19 protein-coding genes and 1 pseudogene are annotated in these 24,800 nt (G+C 70.0%); 9 read left to right on the forward strand and 11 right to left on the reverse strand.

Features of this window, described 5'->3' with window-relative positions:
• The first annotated feature begins 122 nt into the window (after positions 1-122).
• A complete protein-coding gene (locus AC31A1_RS18545) occupies positions 123-1,307 on the forward strand; it encodes an ROK family transcriptional regulator (RefSeq protein ID WP_489654359.1) in 1,185 nt (394 codons plus the stop codon).
• Positions 1,308-1,409: 102 nt separating this feature from the next.
• Positions 1,410-4,136, forward strand: a complete 2,727-nt coding sequence (locus tag AC31A1_RS18550; RefSeq protein WP_489654377.1) for a glycoside hydrolase family 2 protein — start codon at positions 1,410-1,412, stop codon at positions 4,134-4,136.
• A 49-nt stretch (positions 4,137-4,185) separates the two neighbouring features.
• Here AC31A1_RS18550 and AC31A1_RS18555 read toward each other — a convergent pair whose 3' ends face one another.
• Positions 4,186-5,610 (reverse strand): hydrolase, encoded by a 1,425-nt coding sequence (locus tag AC31A1_RS18555; RefSeq protein WP_489654360.1) that lies wholly within the window; start codon positions 5,608-5,610, stop codon positions 4,186-4,188.
• Positions 5,611-5,841: 231 nt separating this feature from the next.
• Between AC31A1_RS18555 and AC31A1_RS18560 the strand changes: the two genes are divergently transcribed.
• Positions 5,842-6,105, forward strand: a complete 264-nt coding sequence (locus tag AC31A1_RS18560) for a GlsB/YeaQ/YmgE family stress response membrane protein (RefSeq protein ID WP_489654361.1) — start codon at positions 5,842-5,844, stop codon at positions 6,103-6,105.
• Positions 6,106-6,214: 109 nt separating this feature from the next.
• Here the strand turns inward: AC31A1_RS18560 and AC31A1_RS18565 are convergent, their stop codons facing one another.
• Genes AC31A1_RS18565 through AC31A1_RS18575 form a run of 3 tightly spaced genes read right to left on the reverse strand, consistent with a single transcriptional unit; the run spans position 6,215 to position 8,402 of the window.
• Complete coding sequence (locus AC31A1_RS18565; RefSeq protein ID WP_489654362.1) at positions 6,215-7,144, reverse strand: NAD-dependent epimerase/dehydratase family protein; 930 nt, start codon at positions 7,142-7,144, stop codon at positions 6,215-6,217.
• 57 nt (positions 7,145-7,201) lie between these two features.
• On the reverse strand, positions 7,202-7,978 hold the full coding sequence (locus AC31A1_RS18570) for a GNAT family N-acetyltransferase (protein WP_489654363.1): 777 nt from the start codon (positions 7,976-7,978) through the stop codon (positions 7,202-7,204).
• 40 nt (positions 7,979-8,018) lie between these two features.
• On the reverse strand, positions 8,019-8,402 hold the full coding sequence (locus AC31A1_RS18575; protein WP_489654364.1) for a MerR family transcriptional regulator: 384 nt from the start codon (positions 8,400-8,402) through the stop codon (positions 8,019-8,021).
• 88 nt (positions 8,403-8,490) lie between these two features.
• Between AC31A1_RS18575 and AC31A1_RS18580 the strand changes: the two genes are divergently transcribed.
• The gene (locus AC31A1_RS18580) at positions 8,491-9,705 is read left to right on the forward strand and encodes an MFS transporter (protein WP_489654365.1); all 1,215 of its coding nucleotides are present in this window, start codon (positions 8,491-8,493) and stop codon (positions 9,703-9,705) included.
• Between the two features lie 85 nt (positions 9,706-9,790).
• Here the strand turns inward: AC31A1_RS18580 and AC31A1_RS18585 are convergent, their stop codons facing one another.
• Positions 9,791-10,690, reverse strand: a complete 900-nt coding sequence (locus AC31A1_RS18585; protein WP_489654366.1) for an SDR family oxidoreductase — start codon at positions 10,688-10,690, stop codon at positions 9,791-9,793.
• Between the two features lie 197 nt (positions 10,691-10,887).
• Between AC31A1_RS18585 and AC31A1_RS18590 the strand changes: the two genes are divergently transcribed.
• Positions 10,888-11,799, forward strand: a complete 912-nt coding sequence (locus tag AC31A1_RS18590) for a LysR family transcriptional regulator (protein WP_489654367.1) — start codon at positions 10,888-10,890, stop codon at positions 11,797-11,799.
• Positions 11,800-11,935: 136 nt separating this feature from the next.
• Here the strand turns inward: AC31A1_RS18590 and AC31A1_RS18595 are convergent, their stop codons facing one another.
• Positions 11,936-12,607, reverse strand: a complete 672-nt coding sequence (locus AC31A1_RS18595) for a chaplin (RefSeq protein WP_489654368.1) — start codon at positions 12,605-12,607, stop codon at positions 11,936-11,938.
• A gap of 333 nt (positions 12,608-12,940) precedes the next feature.
• Here AC31A1_RS18595 and AC31A1_RS18600 point away from each other — a divergent pair, with 333 nt between their 5' ends.
• Positions 12,941-14,527, forward strand: coding sequence for an alpha/beta hydrolase (locus AC31A1_RS18600; protein WP_489654369.1), 1,587 nt, complete (start codon positions 12,941-12,943; stop codon positions 14,525-14,527).
• Positions 14,528-14,535: 8 nt separating this feature from the next.
• On the opposite strand, the gene asnB is transcribed toward AC31A1_RS18600, so the two are convergent.
• The 3 genes from asnB to AC31A1_RS18615 form a co-directional block, all read right to left on the reverse strand.
• On the reverse strand, positions 14,536-16,377 hold the full coding sequence (gene asnB / locus AC31A1_RS18605) for an asparagine synthase (glutamine-hydrolyzing) (RefSeq protein WP_489654370.1): 1,842 nt from the start codon (positions 16,375-16,377) through the stop codon (positions 14,536-14,538).
• A 289-nt stretch (positions 16,378-16,666) separates the two neighbouring features.
• The gene (locus AC31A1_RS18610) at positions 16,667-17,929 is read right to left on the reverse strand and encodes an arginine deiminase (RefSeq protein ID WP_489654371.1); all 1,263 of its coding nucleotides are present in this window, start codon (positions 17,927-17,929) and stop codon (positions 16,667-16,669) included.
• 34 nt (positions 17,930-17,963) lie between these two features.
• Positions 17,964-19,391: a basic amino acid/polyamine antiporter gene (locus AC31A1_RS18615; RefSeq protein ID WP_489654372.1), complete on the reverse strand. Its 1,428-nt coding sequence runs from the start codon at positions 19,389-19,391 to the stop codon at positions 17,964-17,966.
• Positions 19,392-19,478: 87 nt separating this feature from the next.
• Here AC31A1_RS18615 and AC31A1_RS18620 point away from each other — a divergent pair, with 87 nt between their 5' ends.
• Together AC31A1_RS18620 and AC31A1_RS18625 are read left to right on the forward strand one after the other, a co-directional pair.
• The gene (locus AC31A1_RS18620; protein ID WP_489654373.1) at positions 19,479-20,579 is read left to right on the forward strand and encodes a baeRF3 domain-containing protein; all 1,101 of its coding nucleotides are present in this window, start codon (positions 19,479-19,481) and stop codon (positions 20,577-20,579) included.
• A gap of 94 nt (positions 20,580-20,673) precedes the next feature.
• Positions 20,674-21,699, forward strand: coding sequence for a Gfo/Idh/MocA family protein (locus AC31A1_RS18625; RefSeq protein WP_489654374.1), 1,026 nt, complete (start codon positions 20,674-20,676; stop codon positions 21,697-21,699).
• On the opposite strand, the gene AC31A1_RS18630 is transcribed toward AC31A1_RS18625, so the two are convergent.
• Both AC31A1_RS18630 and AC31A1_RS18635 read right to left on the reverse strand, forming a co-directional pair.
• Positions 21,689-23,716 (reverse strand): phosphocholine-specific phospholipase C, encoded by a 2,028-nt coding sequence (locus tag AC31A1_RS18630; RefSeq protein WP_489654375.1) that lies wholly within the window; start codon positions 23,714-23,716, stop codon positions 21,689-21,691. The two genes, AC31A1_RS18625 and AC31A1_RS18630, sit on opposite strands and share 11 nt — an antisense overlap.
• 139 nt (positions 23,717-23,855) lie before the next feature.
• Complete coding sequence (locus tag AC31A1_RS18635; RefSeq protein ID WP_489654376.1) at positions 23,856-24,269, reverse strand: SsgA family sporulation/cell division regulator; 414 nt, start codon at positions 24,267-24,269, stop codon at positions 23,856-23,858.
• A gap of 186 nt (positions 24,270-24,455) precedes the next feature.
• Here AC31A1_RS18635 and AC31A1_RS18640 point away from each other — a divergent pair.
• Positions 24,456-24,800: pseudogene (locus AC31A1_RS18640) on the forward strand (MFS transporter); the annotation flags it as partial.

Below are 24,800 nucleotides of genomic sequence, written 5' to 3' on the forward strand. Positions count from 1 at the left end.
CTCCTGGGGCTGGTCACGGGGAGAGGGAGACGGGGTGGCCCGGTGCGGGTGACTGGGCGATAAAGTTAAGGAGCCTTACTAGACTCGTCAAGAGGCTGTCCCGGATACCGGAGAATGATGCGATGCCCGCCAGTGACGCCGTGGAGCGACCGGAACAGCCCTGGAGTCGTCAGCGGCTGCGCAGCACCAACGCGCGGCTGCTGCTCGACCGGCTGCGCACCACCGGTGCCGCGTCCCGCGCCCAACTCGCCCGCGAGACAGGCCTGTCGAAGCCGACGGTCTCCAGCGCGCTCGCCGCACTGGAGGAGGCGGGCCTGGTCCACGAGGTCGGTACGCAGGCCCCCGAGCGCGGCCGGACCGCCGTGCTCTACGCCCCCGATCCGTCCGCCGGCTACGCGCTCGGGATCGACGTCGGACGCAGCTGGCTGCGGGTCGCGGTGGCCAATCTGGACGGCGAGGTGGTGGCCCGGGCGGACGTCCGCAACCGGGCCCGCAGTTCGGGCGCCATGGCCGAGCTGGTGGTCGCCACCGCCCACCAGGTCGTCGCGAACTCCGAGGTAGAACCGGCCGCGGTCGTCCACGCCGTGGTGGGCACGCCCGGTGTCTACGACGAGCAGCGGCGCCGGGTGCGGTACGCGATGCATCTCCCGGGCTGGGGCCGGGCCGGGCTGTTCGACCGGATGCGGGAGGAGCTGGGCGTCCCGCTGGAGGTGCACAACGACGCGAATCTCGCGGCGCTCGGCGAGTACACGTACGGCGTGGGCGGGGGCAGCCGGCTGTTCGCCTACATCCTGATCGGCACCGGTCTCGGCATGGGCGTGGTCAGCGAAGGGCGGCTGTTCACGGGCGCGCACGGCGGGGCCGGGGAGATCGGGTTCCTGCCGTGGCCGGGGCAGCAGAAGCCGGAGACACTGGAGGACGCGGTGTCCGGGGTGGCCGTCGTGGAGGCGGCCCGCAGGTTCGGGATGAGCGGGCAGCAGCTCACCGCGAAGGCCGTGTTCGACGCGGCCCGGCAGGGAAACGCCGCCGCGATCAAGGCGGTTGAGCTGGAGGGCGAGCGGATCGCGCACACGGTGGCGGCGGCCGCGGCCGTGCTCGATCCGGACCTGGTGGTGCTGGGCGGCGGGGTCGGACACAGCGTGGATCTGCTGCTGCGCCCGGTGCGGGAGAACCTGCGCGCGCTCACTCCGCTCCGGCCGAAAATCGCGCCCAGCGCGCTGGGCGAGGACGCGGTGCTGCTGGGTGCCGTGGCCACCGCGCTCGGCACCGCGCGTGACCTCGTGTTCGAGCGCCGCTCGGCGTCCTGAGCAACTCGCCCACGGGCAACGGTGATTGACAGGCCCCGTCACGCCCCCTACCTTCTGGTGCGGTTAGTAAAGCTTCCTAACTTGACGAGGCTGGAGACCGCCGTGTTCCACCGCCCCGCCGTTCCCCCACTCCGCAGAAGCCGTCTCGCCACGGCCGCGGTCGCCCTGGGCCTTCTGGGTTCCCTCACGACCAGCGCGTGGGCGGGGGCCCGGGAGCCGTCCCCGCCACAGCGCGCGCAGGCCCCGGTGACCGCCGTACGCTCCACCGCCGGGACCGCCACCCCGCTGTCCGGCTACGCGATCCAGTCGTCCGCCAAGGTCACCGACTCCGCCGCGGCCGTCTCCTCCCCCGGCTATCCGGCGGCCGGCTGGTACCCGGCCGGCGCGCGCTCCACCGTGCTCGCGGCCCTGATCGCCGACGGTGTCCACCCGGACCCCTTCTACTCGACCAACCAGCAGAAGATCCCGAAGGCCGACTTCCAGGTGCCGTGGTGGTACCGCAGCGACTTCACGGTCGCGGACACCGCCCAGCGCACCTACCTCGACTTCAGCGGGGTGATCTCGGCGGCCGACGTCTACGTCAACGGCAAGCGGATCGCCAAGGCCGCGGACGTCAACGGCGCTTACACACAACACGAGTTGGACCTCACCTCGCTGGTGCGTTCCGGCACGAACACGGTCGCCTTCCGCATCCGGCCCAACGACCCGAACAAGAACCTCACCATGGGCTGGATCGACTGGCTCCAGCCGCCGCCCGACGAGAACATGGGCATCGTCCGTGACGTCCTCGTCCGCCGCGGCGGCCCGGTCGCGCTGCGCGACGCACACGTGGTGACGAAGCTGGCCGTGCCGTCGCTCGCCTCAGCGGACCTGACGGTGAAGGCGCAGGCGCGCAACGACTCGAACGCGCCCGTCACCACGAAGATCAGGGGCAGCATCGGCACGACGACCTTCGAGAAGACGGTCTCCCTCGCCGCACACGAGACGAAGTCCGTCGCCTTCGGCCTCCACCTCGCCTCTCCCAGGGTCTGGTGGCCCGCGGGCATGGGCGGCCGGCCGCTCTACGGCCTCGACCTCACCGCCTCCGTGAACGGCACCCCCTCCGACACCGCGCACGAGACTTTCGGCATCCGCGACGTGCAGGCCCCGTTGAACTCCGCCGGTGACCGCCAGTACCGGATCAACGGCCGCAAGTTGCTGATCAAGGGCGGCGGTTGGTCACCGGACGAGTTCCTGCGCTGGGACAGGACGTACGTCGAGGACCGCCTGAAGTACGCCCTCGACCTGGGCCTGAACACCATCCGCCTCGAAGGCCACATCGAGCCGGACGAGTTCTTCGGCCTCGCCGATCGCTACGGCATCCTGACCCTGCCCGGCTGGGAGTGCTGCGACAAGTGGGAGGGCCAGGTCAACGGGGACGAGACCGGCGACAAGTGGACCGCCGCCGACTACCCGGTGGCCAAGGCGTCGATGGCCGCCGAGGCCGCCCGGCTGCGCGACCACCCGAGCGTGATCTCCTTCCTCATCGGCAGCGACTTCGCCCCTGACGCGAGGATCGAGAAGACCTACCTCGACGCTTTGAAGGCCGCCGACTGGAGGACCCCGGTGGTCGCCGCCGCCTCCGACAACTCCTCGCCGGTCAGCGGCAGTTCCGGCATGAAGATGACCGGACCCTACGACTGGATCCCGCCCGCCTACTGGTACGCCAAGCGCGAGGGCGGCGCCACCGGCTTCAACTCCGAGACCAGCGCGGGCCCCGACATCCCCACCCTCGACACCCTGCGCCGCATGATGACCCCGGCCGAACTGGCCACCCTCTGGAAGAACCCGAGCGCGAAGCAGTACCACCGCTCCCCGTCCTCCACCTTCAACACCCTCAAGCTCTACGACAACGCCCTCACCGGCCGCTACGGCCCACCGACGAGCCTCACCGACTACGTCCGCAAGGCGCAGCTGGCCCAGTACGAGAACGTGCGGGCCCAGTTCGAGGCGTACGAGCGCAACGCCACCGACGCCTCGAAGCCGGCGACCGGGGTCGTCTACTGGATGTTCAACAGCGGATGGACCTCGCTGCACTGGCAGTTGATGGACCGTTACCTCGACCAGGGCGGCGCCTACTTCGGCGCGAAGAAGGCGAACGAGCCGCTGCACATCCAGTACTCGTACGACAACCGCTCCGTGGTCGTGGTGAACAACAGGAACGCCTCCGCACGCCAACTTACCGCCCGCGCAACCCTGTTCAACACCGACGGCACGCGGAAGTACGACAAGAAGGTGCCCGGGGTGAAGGTCTCCGGCGGCGGCGTGCACAGCACGGCGCTCACCCTGCCCTCCCCTTCGTCGGTGAGCGGGCTGTCGACGACGTACCTGGTACGGCTGACCCTGACCGACGCGTCCGGCAAGGAGGTGAGCCGGAACGTGTACTGGCTCTCCGCCGAGCCCGACACGCTCGACTGGGCGCACACTGACTGGTACTACACGCCGACGACGAGTTACGCCGACCTCAAGGGGCTCAACTCGATGGCGCAGGCGCCGGTTTCGGCGACGGCGTCGACCAGGACTGACACGCACGGCACGTCGACCACGACGGTCACGGTGCGCAACTCCGGGAAGGGGAAGACGCCTTCACTCCTCACCGACGTCCATCTCGTGGACTCGGCGGGCACGCCCGTGCTGCCGGTGCGGTGGTCCGACAACGAAGTGAGCCTGTGGCCCGGGGAGTCGACGACGCTGACGGCGACCTACCGCACGGCGGATCTGCGCGGGTCCACTCCACGGGTGCGGGTCTCCGGCTGGAACACACCGGAGCGGACGGTCCCGGCACGATGAAGTCGTGAACCCGTGGGGCCCGGCCGCCGCCGGGCCCCACCGGTCGTCTTCAGCTGACGTTGAGCGCGGTGTCGTCGATGACGAAGGACGTCTGGAGGGTGGACCCTTCGACCCCGCTGAACTTGATGGTGGCGGTGGTGCCGGCCAGGGAGGAGACGTCGAAGGACTTCAGGACGTATCCGGAGGCCGCATTGAGGTTGGAGTAGGTGGCCAGGGTGGTGGATCCGGCGGTGACCGTCAGCTTGTCGTAGGCGGTACTGGTGGTGGTCTCCGCGGTGTCCACGTGCAGATAGAAGCTGAGGGTGGCGGAGCAGCCGGACGGGATGGTCACCGACTGGGACAACGTGTCGGTGTGGGCCGATCCGTAGCCGTCGAGCCAGGCCTTGTAGGAGCCGGTACGGGCCGCCTCGCTGGAGGAGGTGGTGATGACGCCGCTGCTGGCGGTCCAGGTGGTGCTGCCGGACTCGAAACCAGGGTTGCCGAGCAGTTGGGCGGCGGTGCAGGTGCCGCCGCCTCCCCCGCCGCCCCCGCTGCTGCCGTCGCCGGCCAGCCACGCGGTGGCGTTCAGGGCGAGGGCCGCGTTGGTGGCGCCGGTGTCGTTCCAGCCGTCGTAGAGCGTGTTGCCGGACTGGCCGGTGCCGTCGTCGATGGGTGAACTGTCGCCCCAGAACGCGACGCGGCCGCTGCCGAAGGTGCTGGTCGCGAAGAACGCTCCGGTGTTGCCGGAGTAACCGCTGCGGTACACAAGGCCCTTGACGTTCGCGTTGTCGGCGGGCTTGAGGGTGGCCGTCGTGCCGTCGGCGATCAGGCTCTTGGTGACCGTGCCGAAGGCGCCGTTCAGGACCTCGTTGGTGCTGTCGCTGATCGCGGCGGGGTAGCCGGAGCTGATGTCGAGGGTGTCGATGGAGAAGCCGAACGGGTCGGTCGAGTCGACGCTGTTGTTCGTCATCAGGTCGTTGAGGATCTCGACCGCGTCCTCGCCGTCGCTGTTGCGGTCGGCGCCGGTGTGGTCCGAGATCATGAACAGGCCGCCGCCGTTCTGGACGAACGTCATGATCGCGGTCTTCTCGGCCGTCGTGAACAGCGTGTTGGGCTCGGGCAGGACCAGCGTGTCGAAGTTCGACAGGTCGGTCGTCGAAGAACCGCCGTACGTCAGCGCGCTGGTGGCGGTCTTCAGGCTGTAGTCGCCGGTCTTCTGCAGGGCGACACCCCAGGACGAGAGCGCCCCGGTCCAGTCGGTCTCGGAGGACGGGGAGGAGTCCTGGGACAGCGGGTCGGGCTTGCTGGTGGAGATGATCCAGTCCGCGTTGCCGGCCTCCTCGGCGTGGCCGTCGTCGAACAGGACGCGGTTCGTGGTGGCCGCGTGCGCGGGCGTGGCCGTGGTGGTGACCTGGAGGGCCGCCCCCGTGACGAAAAGTCCCAGGCCGGCGAGGGCGGTGGTGAGTCTGCGGCGGGATCTTCTGGATCCAAGCATCCGGCGAACCTCCGTGAGGGGATGGGGAAGGGTGCGGTGCGGGCGCCTGATCTGCGCGCGTAGAACGGTAGTTGGGGAGTTCTACACGCGTTGAACGATTGAAAGGTACATGGCATGAAGGGGTGGTGAACAGAAAGTCCCGGCAATAACAGGCGACAGAACTCCGGCGGACTGCCTTGGCGTCCAGCGGGCACATGAAGAGAGCAGGACTATCGACAAAGAGGGGCGGAGATGGAGATCTCGGGCATCATCAGTGCCATCATCATCGGCATCATCATTGGCGTGCTGGGACGGCTCGTCGTCCCTGGGCGCCAGCACATAGGCGTTCTGCTGACGATCGTCATCGGCATCGTAGCCGCGCTGGTCGGCGCGGCGATCGCATCGGGCCTGGGGGTCGCCGACACGAAGGGCATCGACTGGATCGAGTGGCTCATCCAGATCGGCCTGGCAGCGGTCGGTATCGCCGCGCTGGACCGGTCGAGGGTGCGCCGCTGAGGGGTGGTCGGGAAGTGCCGCGGGTGAGACCGGGCGGAGGCTCACAGTTGTGGGCCGGCTTCCGTGCGCCTGTTCCTCCGTTCGTCGAGGAGGGGCAGGCGCATTGTGCTCAACGCGCCGCGTGCAGTGCCGCCAGGCCCTCGCTGCTCGACGGGTACACCGGCGTCCAGCCCAGTTCCCGTTCGGCCTTCGCGCTGGACACGCGCAGGTCGCCGGTCATCACCGTGTGGGCGTACGCCATCGGCCGAACCGTCCACAGCGGTACGGCCACCGGCTTCGGCAGGCCGAACTCCCGTGCCACGCACAGGACATGGGCGCGGAAGCCCAGCGGTGTGCGGTCGGTGATGTTGTACGCCTGACCCGGTCGGCCGCGTTCGACGGCGACGGCCACCGCGCGGGCCGCGTCGGTGAGTTCGACCCAGGGCAGGACCCGGCCGCGGTCGTCCGGGACAGGCAGTCGGCGTCTGCGCAGCATGGGGAACAGGGCGTCGGTGCCGCCGGGGCCGTAGAGGAGGCCGAAGCGGAGTGCGATGCCCTCCAAGTCCTTCGCCCCGAAGGTGAGTTGCTCCTTGGTGCGCATGCCCTCGATGTGCTTCTCCAGCTCCGGTGCGGTGCCGTGCGGGCCGAAGGGATCGTCCTCGGTGAGGGGGCGGGTGCCGAAGTCCCCGTAGCCGTAGCCGAAGACCATCGACTCGCTGATGAAACGGCGGGCGCCGGTGGCCTGCGCGGCCTCGACGAGGTGGGCGGTGCCGTGGGTGCGCAGGGCGTCGGTGGCGTGCATGTCGCGGTGGCGCAGGGGTGGCTTGCGCAGCGCGGTCGCTGCGTGGATCACCGTGTCGAAGTGGTGCCCGTCGACCGCGCGGAGCAACCCGTCGCGGTCCATGAGGTCGGCGCGGATGCCGTTGCCGGGTCCTCGGCCGAGGCCGGTCATCTTGTGGCCCGCGTCGGTCAGGGCCTTGGTGATGTGGCCGCCGAGGACGCCGGTGGCACCGGCGAGGAGGATGTTCCGGCCGCCCTGATTGCTCTCGTTCGTCGTCATGACGATGCGACGGATCGGGTCGGCGCGGATGTGACATCAGCTGCTTGAGCTGCGGGTCTACGGTTCGTAGACGTACGGCGTGGTCGTGGTCAGCGGGGAGAAACCGAGGCGTTCGAGGATGGGGCGGCTCTGGTCGGAGGCGTCGACCTGGAGGTAGCGGTAGCCGCGGTCGGCGGCGATGCGGGCGCGGTGGGCGATCAGGGCGCGGTAGATGCCGCGGCCCCGCCAGGCTTCCACCGTGCCGCCGCCCCAGAGGCCGGCGAACCGGGTGCCGGGGACGAGTTCCATGCGGGCGGCGCTCACCGGTTCGTCGCCGGCGAGGGCGACGACGGCGACAACTGTGTCGGGGTCGGCGGCGAGTTGGGCGAGCAGGCGGGCACGCAGCCGGGCGCTGTCCGTGCCGAAGGCCTTCTCGTGGACGTCGGCCACGAGGTCGACGCCGGCCCGGTCGGTGGCGGGCAACAGGCGGATGCCGTCCGGCAGTTGGGCGTCGAGGGTGAGGGCGGCGGCCTCGCCGATCATCAGGGTCTCCTGCGGTTCGGGCGTGAACCCGGCCGCCGACAGCCGCTGTCCGAGATCGGTCGGCAGGTCGTGGCCATACAGCTTCCACTCGAAGTCGCGGCCGAGCGCGGTGAAATACGCGATCTGCTCGGCGATCGTCGCGTCGGCGTCCGTCGCGTCGAGGTCCGACCACAGGACGCCGTTCCAGCCGTGCGCGTCGGCGACCTGGCGCACCACTCCCCCGACGCGCTCCACGCGGGACCCGGGGCCGTCAGGTCGGGCGCCTTCGCGCAGGTCACGGTCGTGCAGGGCGAGTACCGAAGTGTGATCCATACGCTCACTTCAACATCCGCGGGCGCACCCGGCAACGGGATTACGCGCCCCCCGCCGGCACGTCCGCCCGTACCGCCGCCAGATAGGCGCTCAGCCGGTCACGGTTGCGGGCCAGGCAGTCGATGCGGGCCTGGATCCGGTCGACGTGGTCGCTGAGCAGGGCGGCCGTTTCCGGGGTCAGGCAGTCGGCGGGGACGTGGATCTCGTCCGGGCCGGAGAGATACGGCAGGATCGCGCGGATCATCTCGGTGGTGAGCCCCGAGTCCAGCAGGCCGCGGATCTGCTGGACGTCCCGGACCGCGGGCTCGCCGTAGGAGCGGTAGCCGTTCTCGGTGCGGTCGGGGTGCAGCAGGTCCTGTTCCTCGTAGTAGCGCAGGAGGCGGGTGGGGACGCCGGTGCGGCGGGAGAGCTCGCCGATCTTCATGCCTGCCTCCGGGGAGGGTGTGCTCGCGGGGACTCACTCGCGAGGTTCGCTTGCCTTCACACTGATGTGAGGGTTCGACCATGGTCCCATGACCACCGCATCCCCGGCCAAGGGCACCGCCCTGCCCTGGTCCGGGCTCCTCGCCCTGTCCACGGCCGCCTTCACCGCCGTGCTGACGGAACTCCTCCCCGCCGGTCTGCTGCCCCGGATGGCACCGGCCCTCGGCGTCTCCGAGGCACGGGTCGGCTTTCTGGTCACCGGCTACGCGGTCGCCTCCTTCCTGGCCGCGATCCCGGTCACCGCGGCCCTGCGCGGACTGCCGCGCCGCCCGGTCCTGGCCGGTACGCTGCTGGGCTTCGCCTGCGCCAACGCCGTGGTCGCGCTGTCGTCGTCGTACACCGTGACCTTCGGCGCCCGCCTCCTCGCCGGAGTCATGGGCGGCACGATGTGGGCGATGCTCGCCGGGTACGCGGCCCGGATGGTGCCGGTCGCGCGGCGCGGCCGGGCCATCGCGATCGTGCTGGCCGGAATCACCCTCGCCCTCTCACTGGGCGTACCCGCCGGCACCGCGCTGGCCGGTGCGGTCGGCTGGCGCACGGCGTTCGGGATGCTGGCCGGGCTCGCGGTCCTGGTGGTGGTCTGGATACGGCTGCGGGTGCCCAGCTTTCCCGGTGAACTCCCGGGCGCCCGCGTGCCGTTGAGGGGGGTCGCCGTCCTCCCTGGGATTCCGGCCGTCCTGTCGGTCACGCTGTTCCTGCTGCTGGGGCATCAGGTGATGTACACGTACGTCGCCCCGTTCGCGGCGCACTCCGGCTACGGCCGTACGGACGTCGTCCTGCTGGTGTTCGGGGTCGCCACGGTCGTCGGTATCTGGGCCACCGGGGTACTCGTGGACCGGTGGGCTCGGGCCACACTGGTGGGCGCGATGACACTGTTCGTGGCCGTCATGTGTGTGCTCGGCCTATGTGGCGACTCATCTGTCGTCCTGCTCGGTTCTGCCGCCGTGTGGGGAGTCGCCTTCGGCGGGGCGCCGACCCTGATCCAGACCGCGCTCGTCAACGCCTCCGGCCCCGAACACGCCGATGTGGCAACGTCGTTGCAGACCACGGTGTACAACGCGGGGATTGCCGGAGGTTCCTTCACGGGTGGGCTCGCGCTGTCGGGGCTGGGCGCGGGGGCCTTGCCCTGGACGGCGTTGCCCTTGGTCGCGGGCGCGCTCGTCGTGGTCGTGCTGGGGCGCCGGTACGCGTTTCCAGGTACCCCCGTTGAGGCCGAGAAGCGCGTCAACTCCCCCTGCGCGTAAGCGCTCCGTAGGGGCGCGGGGAACTGCGCGACCAGCCCCCACCGCCCCGCAGACAACCAACAACGGACCGCGCCCGACCTGTCCCTTACGCCTCCCCGAAGTAATGCCCCGTCTCAAGATCGGCGATCAACCCGACCTCAACCGGCTCCCAACCCGTCTGCTTCCGCGTCAACGTGCTGGACGCCGGGCAGTCCAGCGAAGCGACAAGGCCGAGGAAGCCGAAGTGGTCGACCGCCTGCTCGGGCGGCACGCTTCCGGTCGGGACGTCGAGGCGGCGGGCGATGACCTCGGCGAGCTCGCGGAGCGGCAACGCCTCGTCGCCGACCGCGTGGTACTGCGCGCCCGCCGGGGCCGACTCCAGGGCCCAGCGGTACAGCCGGGCCGCGTCGAACCGGTGCACGGCGGGCCAGCGGGCGGCGCCCTCGCCGACGTACGCCGACAGGCCCTTCTCCCGTGCTGTGGCGATGAGTTGGGGGACGAATCCCTGGTCGCCGACGCCGTGCACGGACCGGGGCAGCCGGATGACCGACGACCGTACCCCGCGCTCCGCCAGCGCGACCGCCGCGATCTCGGACGGCTGCCGGACCGCCGCGAAAGACCCGGGTTCGACGTGGTCCTCCTCCGTCGCCGCCCTCCCGTCGGCGAGCCCGGGTGTGCCCGAGGTGACCACGAACGGCTTGTCCGTGCCCGCGAGTTGCTCACCGATCGTCTCGATGGCGCGCAGGTCGGTGGCGCAGTTGGCGGCGAAGTCCGTGAAGTCGTGGATGAAGGCCAGATGGCAGACGCCGTCCGCCGCCGCGGCGCCGGCGCTCAGGCTGTCGAGGTCGTCGAGCGAGCCCCGGTGCACGCCGGCGCCCACGGCCGTCAACGCCTCGGCCGACGCGTCCGAGCGGGCCAGTCCGGTGACCGTGTGCCCGGCGTCGAGCAGTTCACGGACCACGGCGGAGCCGATGAACCCGGTGGCGCCGGTGACGAAAACACGCATGGTGCGTTCCTTCGATGAGGTGGGGTGAGCTTGCACTGAGCTGCGGTGTATCGCGCTGTGCTGTGCTTCCATCGTGGGCCGGGCACGGGTTCCGGGTCCAAAGCCTGTTTCGCATGTCGCAATACGGATCAGGCATCACACCAGCTCAAAGGCAATTTTCCCCAAATTTCCCTGGTCCCTCGCCGTACACTTCAGGCATGACGGACCTGCCCCCTGCGCCCGATCTCGAACTGCGTCTCGTGCGGTACTTCATCGCGGTCGCCGAGCAGCGTCACTTCGGCCGTGCCGCCGAGGCGCTGCACATCACCCAGCCGTCGCTGAGCCGTCAAGTCCGGCGGCTGGAAGAGCAGTTGGGGGCCAGGCTGCTGGACCGCACCCCGCAGGGCACCCGGCTCACAGAGGCCGGGGAGGTGTTTCTGCCGCGCGCCAAGGCGCTGTTGCGCTCCACCGCCCAGGCGGCCGCCGAGACCCGCGCCGCCGCGGAGCCCAGCCGCCTCACCGTCGGGTACATGGCGAACCTGTTCGTCACGCCGGCGGTGCGCGAGGTGCGGCGCCGGCATCCGGACGCCGATGTGCACGTCGTACATCTGGCCTACGACGAGACACGCGCCGCCCTGCTCGAACGGCGGGTGGACGCGGTGGTGGCCCGACTGCCGTTCCCCACCGACCAGTTGGACGTCACGGTCCTCTACGACGAGCCCCGCTTCCTGCTCGTTCCGCTCGACCACCGCCTGGCCGGCAAAGAGTCCGTCACCCTGGACGACATCGCCGACGAACCCCTTCCCCAGATGCCCGGCGCGGACCCGGCCTGGACCGCCTTTTGGCGCATCGACCCGCGGCCCGACGGCCGACCGGCACCCGGGGGTCCGGTCATCCGGGCCCTGGAGGACAAGTTCGAGTTCGTCGCCGACGGGCAGGCCGTGGCCATCGTGGCCGGCCTCCGCCCCGGCCAGACGATCCGCCCCGACATCACGCCGATCCCTCTCCACGGCGTCGAACCGAGTCACGTCGCCCTCGCGACCCGGGCCGGCGAGCACAACCGTCTCTTGGCCGCGTTCCGCAAGGCGGCCCACGCACTTCTCAGGGCTCCGGCGGACCAGTTCGAGTAACTTCCCTACGGTTGCCGGGAGTTGCCGTACCAGGGCCTCCTCCGCGACGACCTCCGCCGACCAGGTCGTGCCGGACGGCGGAGGCCCCACCGGTCGCGTACCCGGTGGGGCCTTCCGTCCTGGCGCGGTGCCGGGGTCAGCGTCCCGCCCTGGGGCGGTAGCGCCGGTACAGGGCGGCGCCGCCCAGGAGGAGGGCCGCGCTCGTGACGGCGGCCGGGACGGTGGTGTCCGCGCCTGTGTGGGCGAGCGACGCCTCGGCTGCGGGTGGGGCGGGGTGACCCTCCACCTCCGTCACCGGTCGTGGCCCCGGGTGCGGCTTCGACGGCGTGGGCGGCGCCGGGGTCGGCGGCGCGGGGTGGTGGGGGTGGTCGCCCGAGGTGTTCTCGGAGTGGTTGCCCACGGTCGGGTTGGCGACGCCGACCACGCTCACGGAATTGCCGCTGAGGTTCACGGGGAGGTGGATCGGGAGCTGTACTCCGTTGCCGGAGAGCACACCCGGCGAATCCTTTTCGCCGCCCTGTGCGACGGCCCCGCCGTGTGGTCCGCCGGTGTTCTTCCCGCCGCTCCGCTTGCCACCGCCCGCTGTCGCGCCGCCTTCGTCGGCGCACGTGTTCCCCGCGGCGGGGTTGAGGAGCCCCACCACGTTCACGGTGTTCCCGCACACGTTCACCGGCACGTGCACCGGGAGCTGAATGGTGTTGCCGGAGATCACCCCGGGCGAACCGGCCGCGGCGCCGTCCGCACCGGAATCGGCGAACGCCGGCATCGCCGCGGCCAGCGCACCGGATGCGGCGGCGACGGCGATCACACCGTTTCGGGTAACCCGTTTCATAGGGTCCCTGCCTTCCAGAGATGTAGCGGGCACTCACCCGCACCGGATAAAACGCGGGCGCACCATCCGAGTTATGGCTTATCGGCCTTTCACTCCATCGAGCGTCACGGTTATCGAACTACTCATAACGACTCTTCATCGGTCGGATACCACATCGAATGGAAACTGCTTATAGGAAAACCGCTTAGGCCTATTGAAGGGGCGCAGAATACGGCATCGATCACCGGTCCGCCCGCCGGGAGGCGGGGCCCGCGAGGCCCGCTTATCGTGATCGCAGGCGCTGGTCACGGCGCGTTCTTGGAGGCTTTGATGCTGGCCAAGCTGTCATCGCGGCCCGCGTTCCGGCGGTGCGCGTTCACCGGGGTCCTCACGCTGGCGCTGCTCGGCGCGGGGCTGCCCGCGCTCGGCGCGGCCGAGGACCGGCCGCAGGCCGACCTGTCCCGCTTCTACCGGCAGAAGGTGAAGTGGGCCGCGTGCAAGACCCCGGACGCGCCCAAGGACTTGCAGTGCGGGAAGGTCACCGTCCCGCTCGACTACGCGAAGCCCGGCGGTGGGACGCTCGATCTCGCGCTGGCCCGTTACCGGGCGACCGGGAAGTCGAGGGGGTCGGTGCTGCTGAACTTCGGGGGTCCGGGTGGCGCGGGTGTCAGTGAACTCGCCTCGGACGGCAAGGAGTTCATGGATCTGACGAACGGCTACGACGTCGTCACCTTCGATCCACGCGGCGTCGGCCAGTCCTCGCCGGTGAGTTGTGGCGAGGGCTCCGACCAGGGCTCGGCCGCGATCAACCAAGACACTGCGGAGAGCAGCGATCCGAAGGTCGTCCTCAAGCAGTTGCGCAAGGCGGCCGCCGTCTGCGCCAAGTACTCCGGCCCGGTACTGCCCCACATCGGCACCGTCAACGCCTCCCGGGACCTGGACGTGATGCGCCAGGCCCTCGGCGACAAGAAGCTCAACTACCTCGGTTTCTCCTACGGAACGCGGCTCGGCGCGGTGTACGCGGCCCAATTCCCCAAGAAGGTCGGCCGGTTGGTGCTCGACGGCGTCGACACCCTCACCGAACCACTCTCGGAACAGGGCATCGCGGGCGCCGAGGGACAGCAGACGGCGCTGGAGGACTTCCTCAACTGGTGTGTGCAGGACATCGCCTGCCCCTTCGGGACGGACGCACGCGAGGCGCCGGACCGGGCCGTACACCTCGTCCGCTCGCTCGACCAGGACCCGGTGCAGACGGACTTCGGCGACCAGTTCTCCGGTCAGGACCTGGTGGGCGCCATCAGCCAGGCGCTGTACACCAAGCAGATGTGGCCGACGCTGGAGCGGGCCATCGCCTCACTGGTGGAGGACGGCGACACGCGCGCCATCATGGCGTTCTCGTCGGGCGGCACCGGCCTGCCCCACCTCGGCGGGGGCGGCGGGATCGTCGACGCCCAGGACGTCCCGCTCGACAACCTCCCGGCCGCGCTGATGGCCATCAACTGCGCCGACGACCCCGACCGCCCCACCGCCGAGCAGATCACCAGGAACCTGGCCGGCCTGCGCGCCCAGTACGAGCAGGCGTCGCCGGTCTTCGGCCGCTACCGGCTCACCGAGGTGCTGATGTGCTACGGCCGCCCCAAGGGCACCGACTACATCCGCGACGACGTCAAGAACGTGCACACGGCGAAGATGCTGCTCGTCGGCACCCGGGGCGACCCGGCGACGCCGTACCGCTGGACCGTGGAGACGGCTCAGCGGCTCGGTTCCTCGGCCGTGGTGCTCGACAACAAGGGTGAGGGCCACACCGGTTACGCGTCGTCCAAGTGCGTCCACACCAAGGTCAACGACTTCCTGCTCTACGGTTCACTGCCGGCCAGCGGGAGTTCGTGCCAGCCGGACAGCACCGTGGTCCCCTGAGGGACGGTTCAGCCGAGGGCGATCTCCGGCTTGTAGAGGTCCGTCCAGAGCGCCAGGTCGAGGGCGCGTTCCAGGCCGCGGCGGCCCGCCTGGGTGCTGATGGGGGCGTCCCGGTGGGCGGCCTGCCGGAGCCTCTCGCGGTCGACGAGGTCGAAGACCGGGTGGGAGGGCCGGGCGAGGAGGTCCTTGGCGTGGTCCTGGAGGGCGACCGCGTACTTGGGGTCCTGTGTCGACGGGTACGGGCTCTTGACGCGGTCGTAGACGGACTTCGGGAGGACGTCCGCGGTGGCCTCCCTGAGCAGGGTCTTCTCCCGGCCGTCGTAGGACTTGAGGGACCAGGGTGTGTTGAAGACGTACTCGACGAGCCGGTGGTCGCAGAACGGGACGCGGACCTCCAGGCCGACGGCCATGCTCGCGCGGTCCTTGCGGTCGAGCAGGATGCGGACGAAGCGGGAGAGGTGGAGGTGGCAGATACGCCGCATGCGGTACTCGAAGTCGATTTCCCCGTCGAGGCGTTGGATGCCGGCGACGGCGGTGCGGTAGCCGTCCGCGATGTACGACTCGGTGTCCAGGGCCTTGGTCAGGTCGGGGCGCAGTACGTCGGCGTCGTCCCCGAAGTGCCGGCCGAACCTCACCAGCCAGGGGAAGGTGTCGGCGCGCCGGGCCTCCTCGTCGAAGAACTGCAGGTATCCGCCGAAGACCTCGTCGGCGGACTCGCCGGACAGGGCGACGGTGGACTGGTCGCGGACGGCGCGGAACAGCAGGTAGAGCGAGGAGTCCATGTCGCCGAAGCCCAGGGGGAGATCGCGGGCCCGGAGCATTTTCGCGCGGACGTCGAGGTCGGCGAGGGAGTGTGCGTCGAGCACGATGTCCTGGTGGTCGGTGCCCGAGGCGCGGGCCACGTCGTGGACGTAGGGCGTGTCGGGGGTGCCGCGCAGTTCGTCGGCGACGAAGTTCTCGTTCTGGCCGACGAAGTCGACGGCGAAACTGCGCACCTTCTCGCCGTGCTCGGCGAGTTGGCGGGCGGCGATCGCGGTCATCGCGGAGGAGTCGAGGCCGCCGGAGAGCAGGGTGCAGCGGGGTACGTCGGCGACGAGCTGGCGGCGCACGATGTCGTCGAGGAGCGTACGGACGTGGGCGACGGTGGTGTCGCGGTCGTCGGTGTGCGGGCGGGTCTCCAACTGCCAGTAGACGCGCCGCCGTAGACCCGAGCGGTCGACGGTGACGACGGTGCCGGGCTCGACCTCGTGCATGCCGTCCCAGATGGCGTGTCCGGGTGTCTTGATCATGGTGAAGAGTTCGCGCAGGCCGTCCAGGGTGACCCGCGCCCGGGCCAGCGGGTTGGCGAGGATCGCCTTCGGTTCGGAGCCGAACAGGACGCCGTCGGAGGTCGGGTGGTAGTAGAACGGCTTGATTCCCATGCGGTCGCGGATCATGACGAGCCGGTCGCGGCGGCCGTCCCAGATCGCGAAGGCGTACATGCCGTTGAGGCGCTCGGCGAGCCCGTCACCCCATTCGAGATAGCCGCGCAGCACGACCTCGGTGTCGGAGTCGGTGGTGAACCGGTGTCCCCGGTCGGCGAGTTGGCGGCGGAGTTCGGTGAAGTTGTAGGTCTCCCCCGAGTAGACGAGCGCGACCGTGCCGTCCGCCGTGTCGACGGTCATCGGCTGCCGGCCGCCGGGCAGGTCGATGATCGCGAGCCGGCGGTGTCCGAGGGCCACGGGACCCTGGACCCAGGTGCCGCGGTCGTCCGGGCCGCGGCAGGCCATCGTCTCCGTCATTGCATCCAATGTCGCGGCCTCGGTGCGCAGTTCACGGTCGAAGGAGACCCAGCCGGTGATGCCGCACATGCGTTACCTCCTGCGTTCGGTCCGCCGGAAAGAGGTCACTCACCTGCGCTTTCCCGCATGCCCGACCCGAGCCCGCCGAACCAGATGTATTCAGCACCTATATGACGAGCGTGTGTCACGCCCGCCGGGCCGGTCAACATGCCCGTAACCTGAACGGCCTTGCCGACCCCGGGTTTTCGGCCGCGTTTTGCGCTCCCGAGATCCGCGGATCGGGTCTCCACCGGGTGGTTCTCGTCAGGAATCGGCCACGGGCAAAGAGTTGCTCAACAACCGCGAAGCGCGCGGAAGTTCAGAACTCCACCGGGTCCCGCACGATCGGGCAGGTCATGCAGTGCCCGCCACCCCGGCCGCGCCCCAGTTCGGCGCCGACGATCGTGACGACCTCGACGCCGGCCTTGCGCAGCAGGGTGTTGGTCTGGGTGTTGCGGTCGTAGGTGAAGACCACGCCCGGTTCCAGCGCGACCGCGTTGTTGCCGCTGTCCCACTGCTGGCGTTCGGAGGCGTAGACGTCGCCGCCCGTCTCCACGACGCGCAGTTCGGGCAGGCCGAGTGCCTTGGCGACGACGTCGGTGAACGGGGTCGGGCCCTCGTCGACGATGTCGATGCCGGGGCCCTTGTCGCCGGGGCGCAGGGAGAAGGTGTGGACGGCGTCCATGATGGCCGGGTACAGGGTCACCAGATCGCGGTCGGCGAAGGTGAAGACGGTGTCGAGGTGCATCGCGGAGCGCAGCTTCGGCATACCGGCGACGACGACGTGCTCGGCGGCGCCCAGGTCGAAGAGTGCCTTGGCGACCTGGGTGATGGCCTGGCGCGAGGTGCGCTCGCTCATGCCCATGAGGACCACGCCGTTGCCGACGGGCATGATGTCGCCGCCCTCGAACGTGGCCTGCCCCCAGTCGAGTTCGGGGTCGCCCCACCAGACGACGGAGCCCGCGAAGTCCGGGTGGAAGGTGTAGATCGCCTTCATCAGGAGGGTCTCGTCGTGCCGGGCGGGCCAGTAGAGCGGGTTGAGGGTGAGGCCGCCGTAGAGCCAGCAGGTCGTGTCGCGGGTGTAGAGGGTGTTGGGCAGGGGCGGCATCAGGTATTCGCGGACGCCGGTCGACTCGCGGACGAGGGCCGTGTAGGGGGCGCGGTAGCCGTCCGGGAGGTCTGTGGTGGCCAGGCCGCCGATCAAGTACTTGGCCAGTTCGGCCGGTTCGAGGGATTCCAGGTAGGCGCGGGTCGCGTCGATGAGTCCGAGGCCGACCTCGTTCGCGACGATCTTCCGGTCCAGGAGCCAGTCCTTGGCCGCGGGGATCGTCATGGTCTGGGCGAGCAGCTCGTGCAACTCGACCACGTCGACGCCGCGTTCGCGGAGCTTGTTGACGAAGTCGGCGTGGTCGCGCTGGGCGTTCTCGACCCACATCACGTCGTCGAAGAGCAGGTCGTCGGAGTTGGTCGGGGTGAGCCTGCGGTGGGCCAGGCCCGGCGCGCAGACCAGCACCTTGCGCAGCCTGCCGACCTCGGAGTGGACGCCGTACTCATGCCGGTCCACGGTGTCTTGACTGGTCACGGTGCACGCACCTTTCCGGAGGTCGGAGGCGAGGTCAGAGGCTGATCCAGCCCAGCGCCAGGGCGATGATCCCGACGACGGCACCCGCGACCGAGACGGCGAGGATCACCAGTTCCCGGGCCGAGAAGGGCGAACGTCCCTGTTCCCTGCGGGCCTTGACGAACAGGAAGGTGGCGGGCGCGTAGATGATGAGCGAGACGAGGAGGTACTTGAGGCCGGCCGCGTAGATGAGGAACGCGGTGTAGACCGTGGCGAGCACGGCGACCGCCAACTCGCCGCGCCCTGTGCGTGTGTGCTTGAGCGCGATCCGTACGGCGAAGCCCGCCGCGAGCAGGAACGGGATCAGCGTCAGCGAACTGGTCAGGTCCAACGCGAAGTTGAAGGCGTCGTCGGAGAAGTAGGTGACGACCAGGACGAGTTGACTGAGCAGGGTGGTCATCACCAGCGCGGGCACGGGCACGTCGGCCGCCGTGGACTTCTTCAGGAAGCGCGGCATGTCGTCGTCCTTGGCGGCCACGAACAGCACTTCGGCGGCCATCAGCGTCCAGGCGAGATAGGCGCCCAGTACGGAGACGATCAGCCCGACGCTGACGAAGACCTTCCCCCAGGTGCCCACCGCGTGTTCCAGCACGCCCGCCATGGAGGGCTGCCGCAGTTCGGCGATCTCGCCCATCGGCATCAGGCCGTACGACACGATCGTCACCGACGCGAAGACGGCGAAGACGCTGAGGAAGCCGAGGACGGTCGCGCGTCCGACGTCCTCGCGGCGCTTCGCGTGCCGGGAGTAGACGCTGGCGCCCTCGACGCCCAGGAACACGAAGACGGTGGCCAGCATGGTGCCCTTGACCTGCTGGAACAAGGAGCCCGCGTAGTCCGCGCCGCCGAAGTTCTCCGCGAAGACATGGGGTTTGAGGTAGAAGAGCGCCAGGATGACGAAGACGAGGATCGGCACGACCTTGGCGACCGTGACGATCCGGTTGATGGCCGCCGCCTCCTTCACCCCGCGGCTGATCAGCAGGAAGAAGAGCCACAGTCCGGCCGAGGACAGGACCACCGCGAGGACGGTGTCGCCTTCACCGAGCGAGGGCGCGATCGTGCCGATCGTCGACATGATCAGCACCCAGTAGGTCACGTTGCCGACGCAGGCGCTGGCCCAGTAGCCGAACGCGGAGAAGAAGCCGAGGTACTCGCCGAACCCGGCCTTGGCGTAGGCGTAGACACCGGCGTCGAGGTCGGGCCTGCGGACGGCGAGGGTCTGGAAGACGAAGGCGAGCATCAGCATGCCCGTGCCGGCGACGGCCCAGGCGATCAGGGCGCCGGCCACGCCCGTCTCCTGCGCGAACCTGCGCGGGAGCGAGAACACCCCGGCCCCGACCATGGAGCCGACCACCATGGTGGTCAGCGTCGGCAGGGTCAGCTTGGCGGCCGTGGTCCGGGGTTCGGTGGTGGCGGCTTGCGTCACCCGAGGGACGTTAGCAACCAATTGCCCCGTTTGCCTGGCGGGCTTCCCCCATATGCCCCGTCCGCCGATCGGCCCTATCGTGCTGTTATGGAGCACGCACTGAGTCCCGCCACTCTCACCGAACTGCGGCGCCCGCGCCCCTACCCCGCGGTCTCCGTGCTCACCCCGACGCATCGTCGCGAGCCGGACAACGCCCAGGACCCGGTCCGGCTGCGCAATGTGCTGGCCGAGGCCAAGAAGCAGCTGGAGGCCGATCCCGCGGTTCCCCGGGAGCGGCGCATCGACGTGTCCCGGCAGCTCGACCAGGCCCTCGCCGAGGTCGATCTGGCGCACGCCGAGGACGGTCTGGTGATCTTCGCCGCGCCGGGCGAGCACCAGGTGTGGTCCCTCGCCAGGTCCGTGCCGGAACGTGTGGTGCTCTCCGACACGTTCCTCACCCGGAATCTCGTCTCCGCTCAGGCCTCCGAGCGCCCGTTCTGGGTGCTGTCGCTCGCCGCGGACCGGGTCACGCTGTGGAACGGCGGTGTCGACCGGCTCACCGAGACCCGCACCGGCGGCTTCCCGCTGACCCGCGACCACCGGGACAACTTCGACGCCGAGCGCCAGGAGCGGATCGGGGACATCCCGAGCACCTTCCGCGACGAGGACACCCGCCACTTCCTGCGCGAGGCGGACACCGCGATGGGGCGGATCCTGCGCGAGCACCGGCGCCCGCTCTACGTCACCGGCGACCAGGCCGCCCTGTCCGCCTTCGACGAGGTCGGCAACGCGACCAAGGACGCGGTGCACATCGCGCACGGCGGCCTCGCGCACGGCACGCCCGACGCCGTGTGGCAGGCCGTACGGCCGCTGGTCGACGCGGAGGCCCGCAAGAACACCGTCACCGTGACCCGCGAGCTCGAATCCGCGCGTGGGCGCAAGGAGTTCGCGGCCGGCGTGGACGAGGTCTGGCAGAACGCCCGCGAGGGCCGGGTGCGGCTGCTGGCCGTCGAGGAGAACTACCGCGTCACGGTCCGCGACGACCACGGCGACCATCTGATCCCGGCCGACGGCAGCGATCTCGACGCCCGCGAGGACATCGTGGACGAGATCGTCGAACAGTGCCTGGAGACGGGCGCCGACGTCCGCTTCGTCCCCGACGGCACCCTGAACGACGCGGACGGCATCGCGGGCGTACTGCGGTACTGAGCCCACCTCACTGCCGAGTCCCGCGCATTCCGGAGGCCCCCTCCCCCTACGGCGTACGCTACGGCGTGATCGTCGACGGAGAGGGAGTGCACACGTGGGTGACCTGCTGGGCGTGGCCGTGCTGGGTGCGGGACACATGGGAGCCGACCACATACGACGCCTCGACCAGGTGGTGAGCGGTGCCAGGGTCGCCGCGGTGGCCGACCCCGACACGGATCGCGCCATGGAGGCGGTAGCCGGGCTGGACGCGGTCGCGGTGCACGAGGACGCCACGGCCGCACTGGACGCCCCCGGCGTCGAGGCGGTCCTCATCGCCTCGCCGGGTCCCGCGCACGAGGAGGCCCTGCTCGCGGCCTTCGCGCGTGGACTCCCGGTGCTGTGCGAGAAACCCATGGTGCCCGACTCCACCGGAGCGCTCCGCGTGGTGGAGGCGGAGGCACGGCTCGGGCGGCGGCTGGCGCAGATCGGGTTCATGCGGCGCTACGACGCGGAGTACCAGGGCCTCAAGTCCCTGCTGGACAGCGGGCAGTTGGGGCGCCCGCTGATGCTGCACTGCGTCCACCGCAATGTGTCGTCACCGCCGTACTTCACCTCGGCGATGCTCATCGACAGCTCCGTGTCGCACGAGATCGACGCGGCCCGCTGGCTGCTCGGCCAGGAACTCACCGCGGTGACGGTGCTCAGCCCGCGCTCGTCGGCGAACGCCCCGGAGGGTCTGCTCGACCCGCAGCTCGTGCTCTTCGAGACCGACGGGGGCGCCCTGGTGGACGTCGAGGTCTTCGTCAACTGCGGCTTCGGCTACCAGGTGCGCTGCGAGGCCGTGTGCGAGGCGGGCAGCGCCCGGATCGGCGAGGACCACTCGATGGTCGTCACCACGCGGGGCAGCGCCCACGAGGACGTGCCGCTGGACTACCTCGTCCGGTTCGCCGACGCCTACGACCGCGAGGTGCGGTCCTGGGTCGACGCCACCCGGCAGGGCCGGGTCACCGGCCCGAGCGTCTGGGACGGCTACGCGTCCTCCGTGGTCGCCGAGGCCGGGGTCCGGGCGCTGGAGAGCGGCGGCCGGGTGGCCGTCGAACTCGCCCCGCGCCCGGAGCTGTACGCCGGCGTCAGCCGCTGACGCTCGCCGTGCCCGACTCCAGGTGCCCGGTGAACCGGCGCGACCAGGTCGCGTCGGAGTCGACGGTCACCGTGAAGTCGTACCAACCGCCCTGGTACGCCACGGCGTTGAAGAAGTCCTCCGTCGACGCGCCCGCGGCGACCGAGTAGGTCCACGGTCCGTCGCCGCGGTAGTGGTTCGAGGTGATGGTGAACTTCACCGACGCGGCGGACGAGTTGGCCATCTTGAAGTAGACGGCGAGCTTGCCGGTCCCCGGCTCGACGGCGTAACGGGTGCTCACCTCAACGGACTTACCGGCCTTCGTCGCGTCTCCCTGGAAGCGGCGCAGGAAGCGGTTGGGGCCGACCATGGTGATGTCGTACTTGCCGCTGCCGTAGCCCGTACCGATGTTGAAGTAGTCGGAGGCGGTGCCGCCCGGGTCGACCGTGTACTGCCAGGGCGTGGTGTCGCGGTAGGCGTTGGGGTGGATGGAGAGGTGGGCGGCGCTTTTGGCGGCGCCGCCCTGGTTGGACATGGCGAACCAGGCGAGGATCTTGCCGCTCGACCCGAACTCCATGTGGTCCAGGTACCCGCCCGGCTGGTACGGCAGGGCGCGGGCGGGCCGGGTGCCGGTCTCCTGCGCGGGCAGGGCGTTGTTCGTCGGCACCGGGTTGGGCAGCGGGCCGCAGGTGGAGATGCCGATGACGCTGGTCGCAGGAAGCGGGACGGAGCCGTAGACCGGGTTGGCGAAGTCGAAGACGCCGGTCAGGTCGCCGCTGACCTTGCGGCGCCAGGTGCTGATGTTGGGGCAGGCGGCGGGCTTGCCCAGAGCCGATGTCCAGGTCTCCAGGAAGCGCAGGACCGAGGTGTGTTCGAAGACCTCGGAGGAGACCCAACCGCCGCGCGTCCAGGGCGAGATGACGATCATCGGGACGCGGAAGCCGCAGCCGTAGGGCACGCCGTTGAGGAACTCGCCGTCGGTGCCGGCGGGCGGGGCGGGCGGCGGGACGTGGTCGAAGTAGCCGTCGTTCTCGTCGTAGTTGAGGAACAGGACGGTCGAGTCGAAGACGTCCGGGTCGGCGGCGAGGGCCTGGTAGACGAGGCTGACGAAGTGTGCGCCGTCGCCGGGCGGGGCGTAAGGGTGTTCGGAAAAGGCCTGGTTGGGGACCACCCAGGAGACCTGCGGGAGCGTGCCTGCGAGGACGTCGGCCTTGATGGCGGCGGCGATGTCGTCGGGGGTGGAGCCGGTGCCGGCCGGGACGGAGGTCATGCCTCGGTCGTAAAGGGGGCTGCCCGCCTTGGAGTTGGCGAAGTTCTTGAAGTAGGCGCAGCCGTTGTCGCCGTAGTTGTCGGCCGTGTTCTGGTAGACCTTCCAGGTCACTCCGGCGTTCTGCAGGGACTCGGCGTAGGTCTGCCAGGTGAGGCCGGACTCGTCACCGCCGTCGTAGCTGGAGGAGTCGACCTTGCCGCTCCACAGATAGGTGCGGTTGGGGCCGGTCGCGCTGAGCGTGGAGCAGAAGTAGGCGTCGCAGATGGTGTAGTTGTCGGCGAGCGCGTAGTGGAACGGGATGTCCGAGCGGTCCAGGTAGCCCAGCGAACGGACATTTCCCACGCCCGAGACCCAGTTGTCGAGGCGGCCCTTGTTCCACGCGGAGTGCTGCGATGACCAGGAGTGCGGCAGGTCGCCGTTGCACTGGGCGAGCGTCTCGCCGTCCTGGCCGCCCGCGGCCGGGGTGGCGCTCAGCTTCCACGGGTACTGACGGCCGCCGCCGTTGGGCTGGTTGAAGACCGGGTAGCCGCCGCTCAGGGTGATGCCGCTGCGGTCGTCGAAGCCGCGGACGCCCTTGAGGCGTCCGAAGTAGTGGTCGAAGCCGCGGTTCTCCTGCATGAGGATCACCACGTGTTTCACGTCCGAGATCGTGCCGGTCGCCGCCGTCCGCTGCGCCGCGGCCGCCGGCCGTGCGCCGGTGCCCGTCGCCATGCCCGCCGCCACGGTGGCACCGAGCCCCACGAAGCCTCTTCGGCTGATCGGTGTCATTCGCCCCACCCTCGTCACAGGCGTGCCCGAGCGGCACACCGCGCGCAAGGGTGCACGGGGTGATCGGCAAGGTCCATCCCTGCGCGGTGAGATGGAGGTGAACAGAAGTCAAAGTCGCCTTCGGGGCGCCGAGTTGCCGTCACACGCTCCCGAACAGGGCGCTCAGCCCCCGGTCGACGACCGCGTCCATATCCTCCTGCCCGGTGGCCACCACGTCGTAGGTCCGCAGCAGGAAACGGCGCAGCTCCGGGGTGTGGAAGTGGAGCAGGGCGAGTCCGAACGGCGAGTGGAACTCCAGCACCGTACGGGCCCGGCCGCACGGCCACAGGTGCACGTCACCGCCGCCGGCCGGCCTGCGCAGCCCCTCCTCCACCAGCGACCGGGCGAAGGTCCAGGTGACGCCCTCGCCGTCGAGGGAGACCTCGGGCGGGAAGTCGAGGTGCACGGCCAGCGGGTCCGAGGCGAGGTAGCGGAGCGTGGCGGAGACGGGGATCTCCGTGTCGTCCGCCGTGATCAGCCGGGCTCGGGTGGGCTGTTCGAGGGTGATGTCCATGGTCGGTCTCCACTGCGGGTGTGAGGTCGGCCGGATTGCCGTGTGCCTGTACGACCTCGCAGGTGCCCTTTGCATTACGCGGAAGCTCGAACGAGTTGGTGTGACCTGCATCACTCCATCGTTGTTGCATGGGGCTGCCGGTGAATTCGTTTGCGATGGGACGGGTGGGTCCGGTGAGGTGGGCCCATGGACGGCGCAGCCGAGCAGCCGCGACGGACTCGGTGGCAGAGGTCGGCGGTGCTCGCGGCCCTGATGCCGGCCGCCTTCACCTTCAACACCGCGGAGAACCTGCCGATCGGCCTCCTGGAACTCATCGCCGACAGCCTGCGGGTCTCCGTGTCGGCGGTCGGACTGCTGGTCACCGGTTACGGCGTGACGGTGGCAGTCGCGTCCGTCCCACTCGCCCACGTCATGCGGGGTGTGGCCCGGCGCCATGTGCTCACCGCACTGCTGACCGCGCCGGCCCAGGCGCTGTTCTGGGCCGTGATGGGGCCGGTCGCGGTGGGCCTGTTCGCATCCGGGGTCCGGGGG

This window comes from Streptomyces sp. P5F9, from assembly GCF_057961495.1.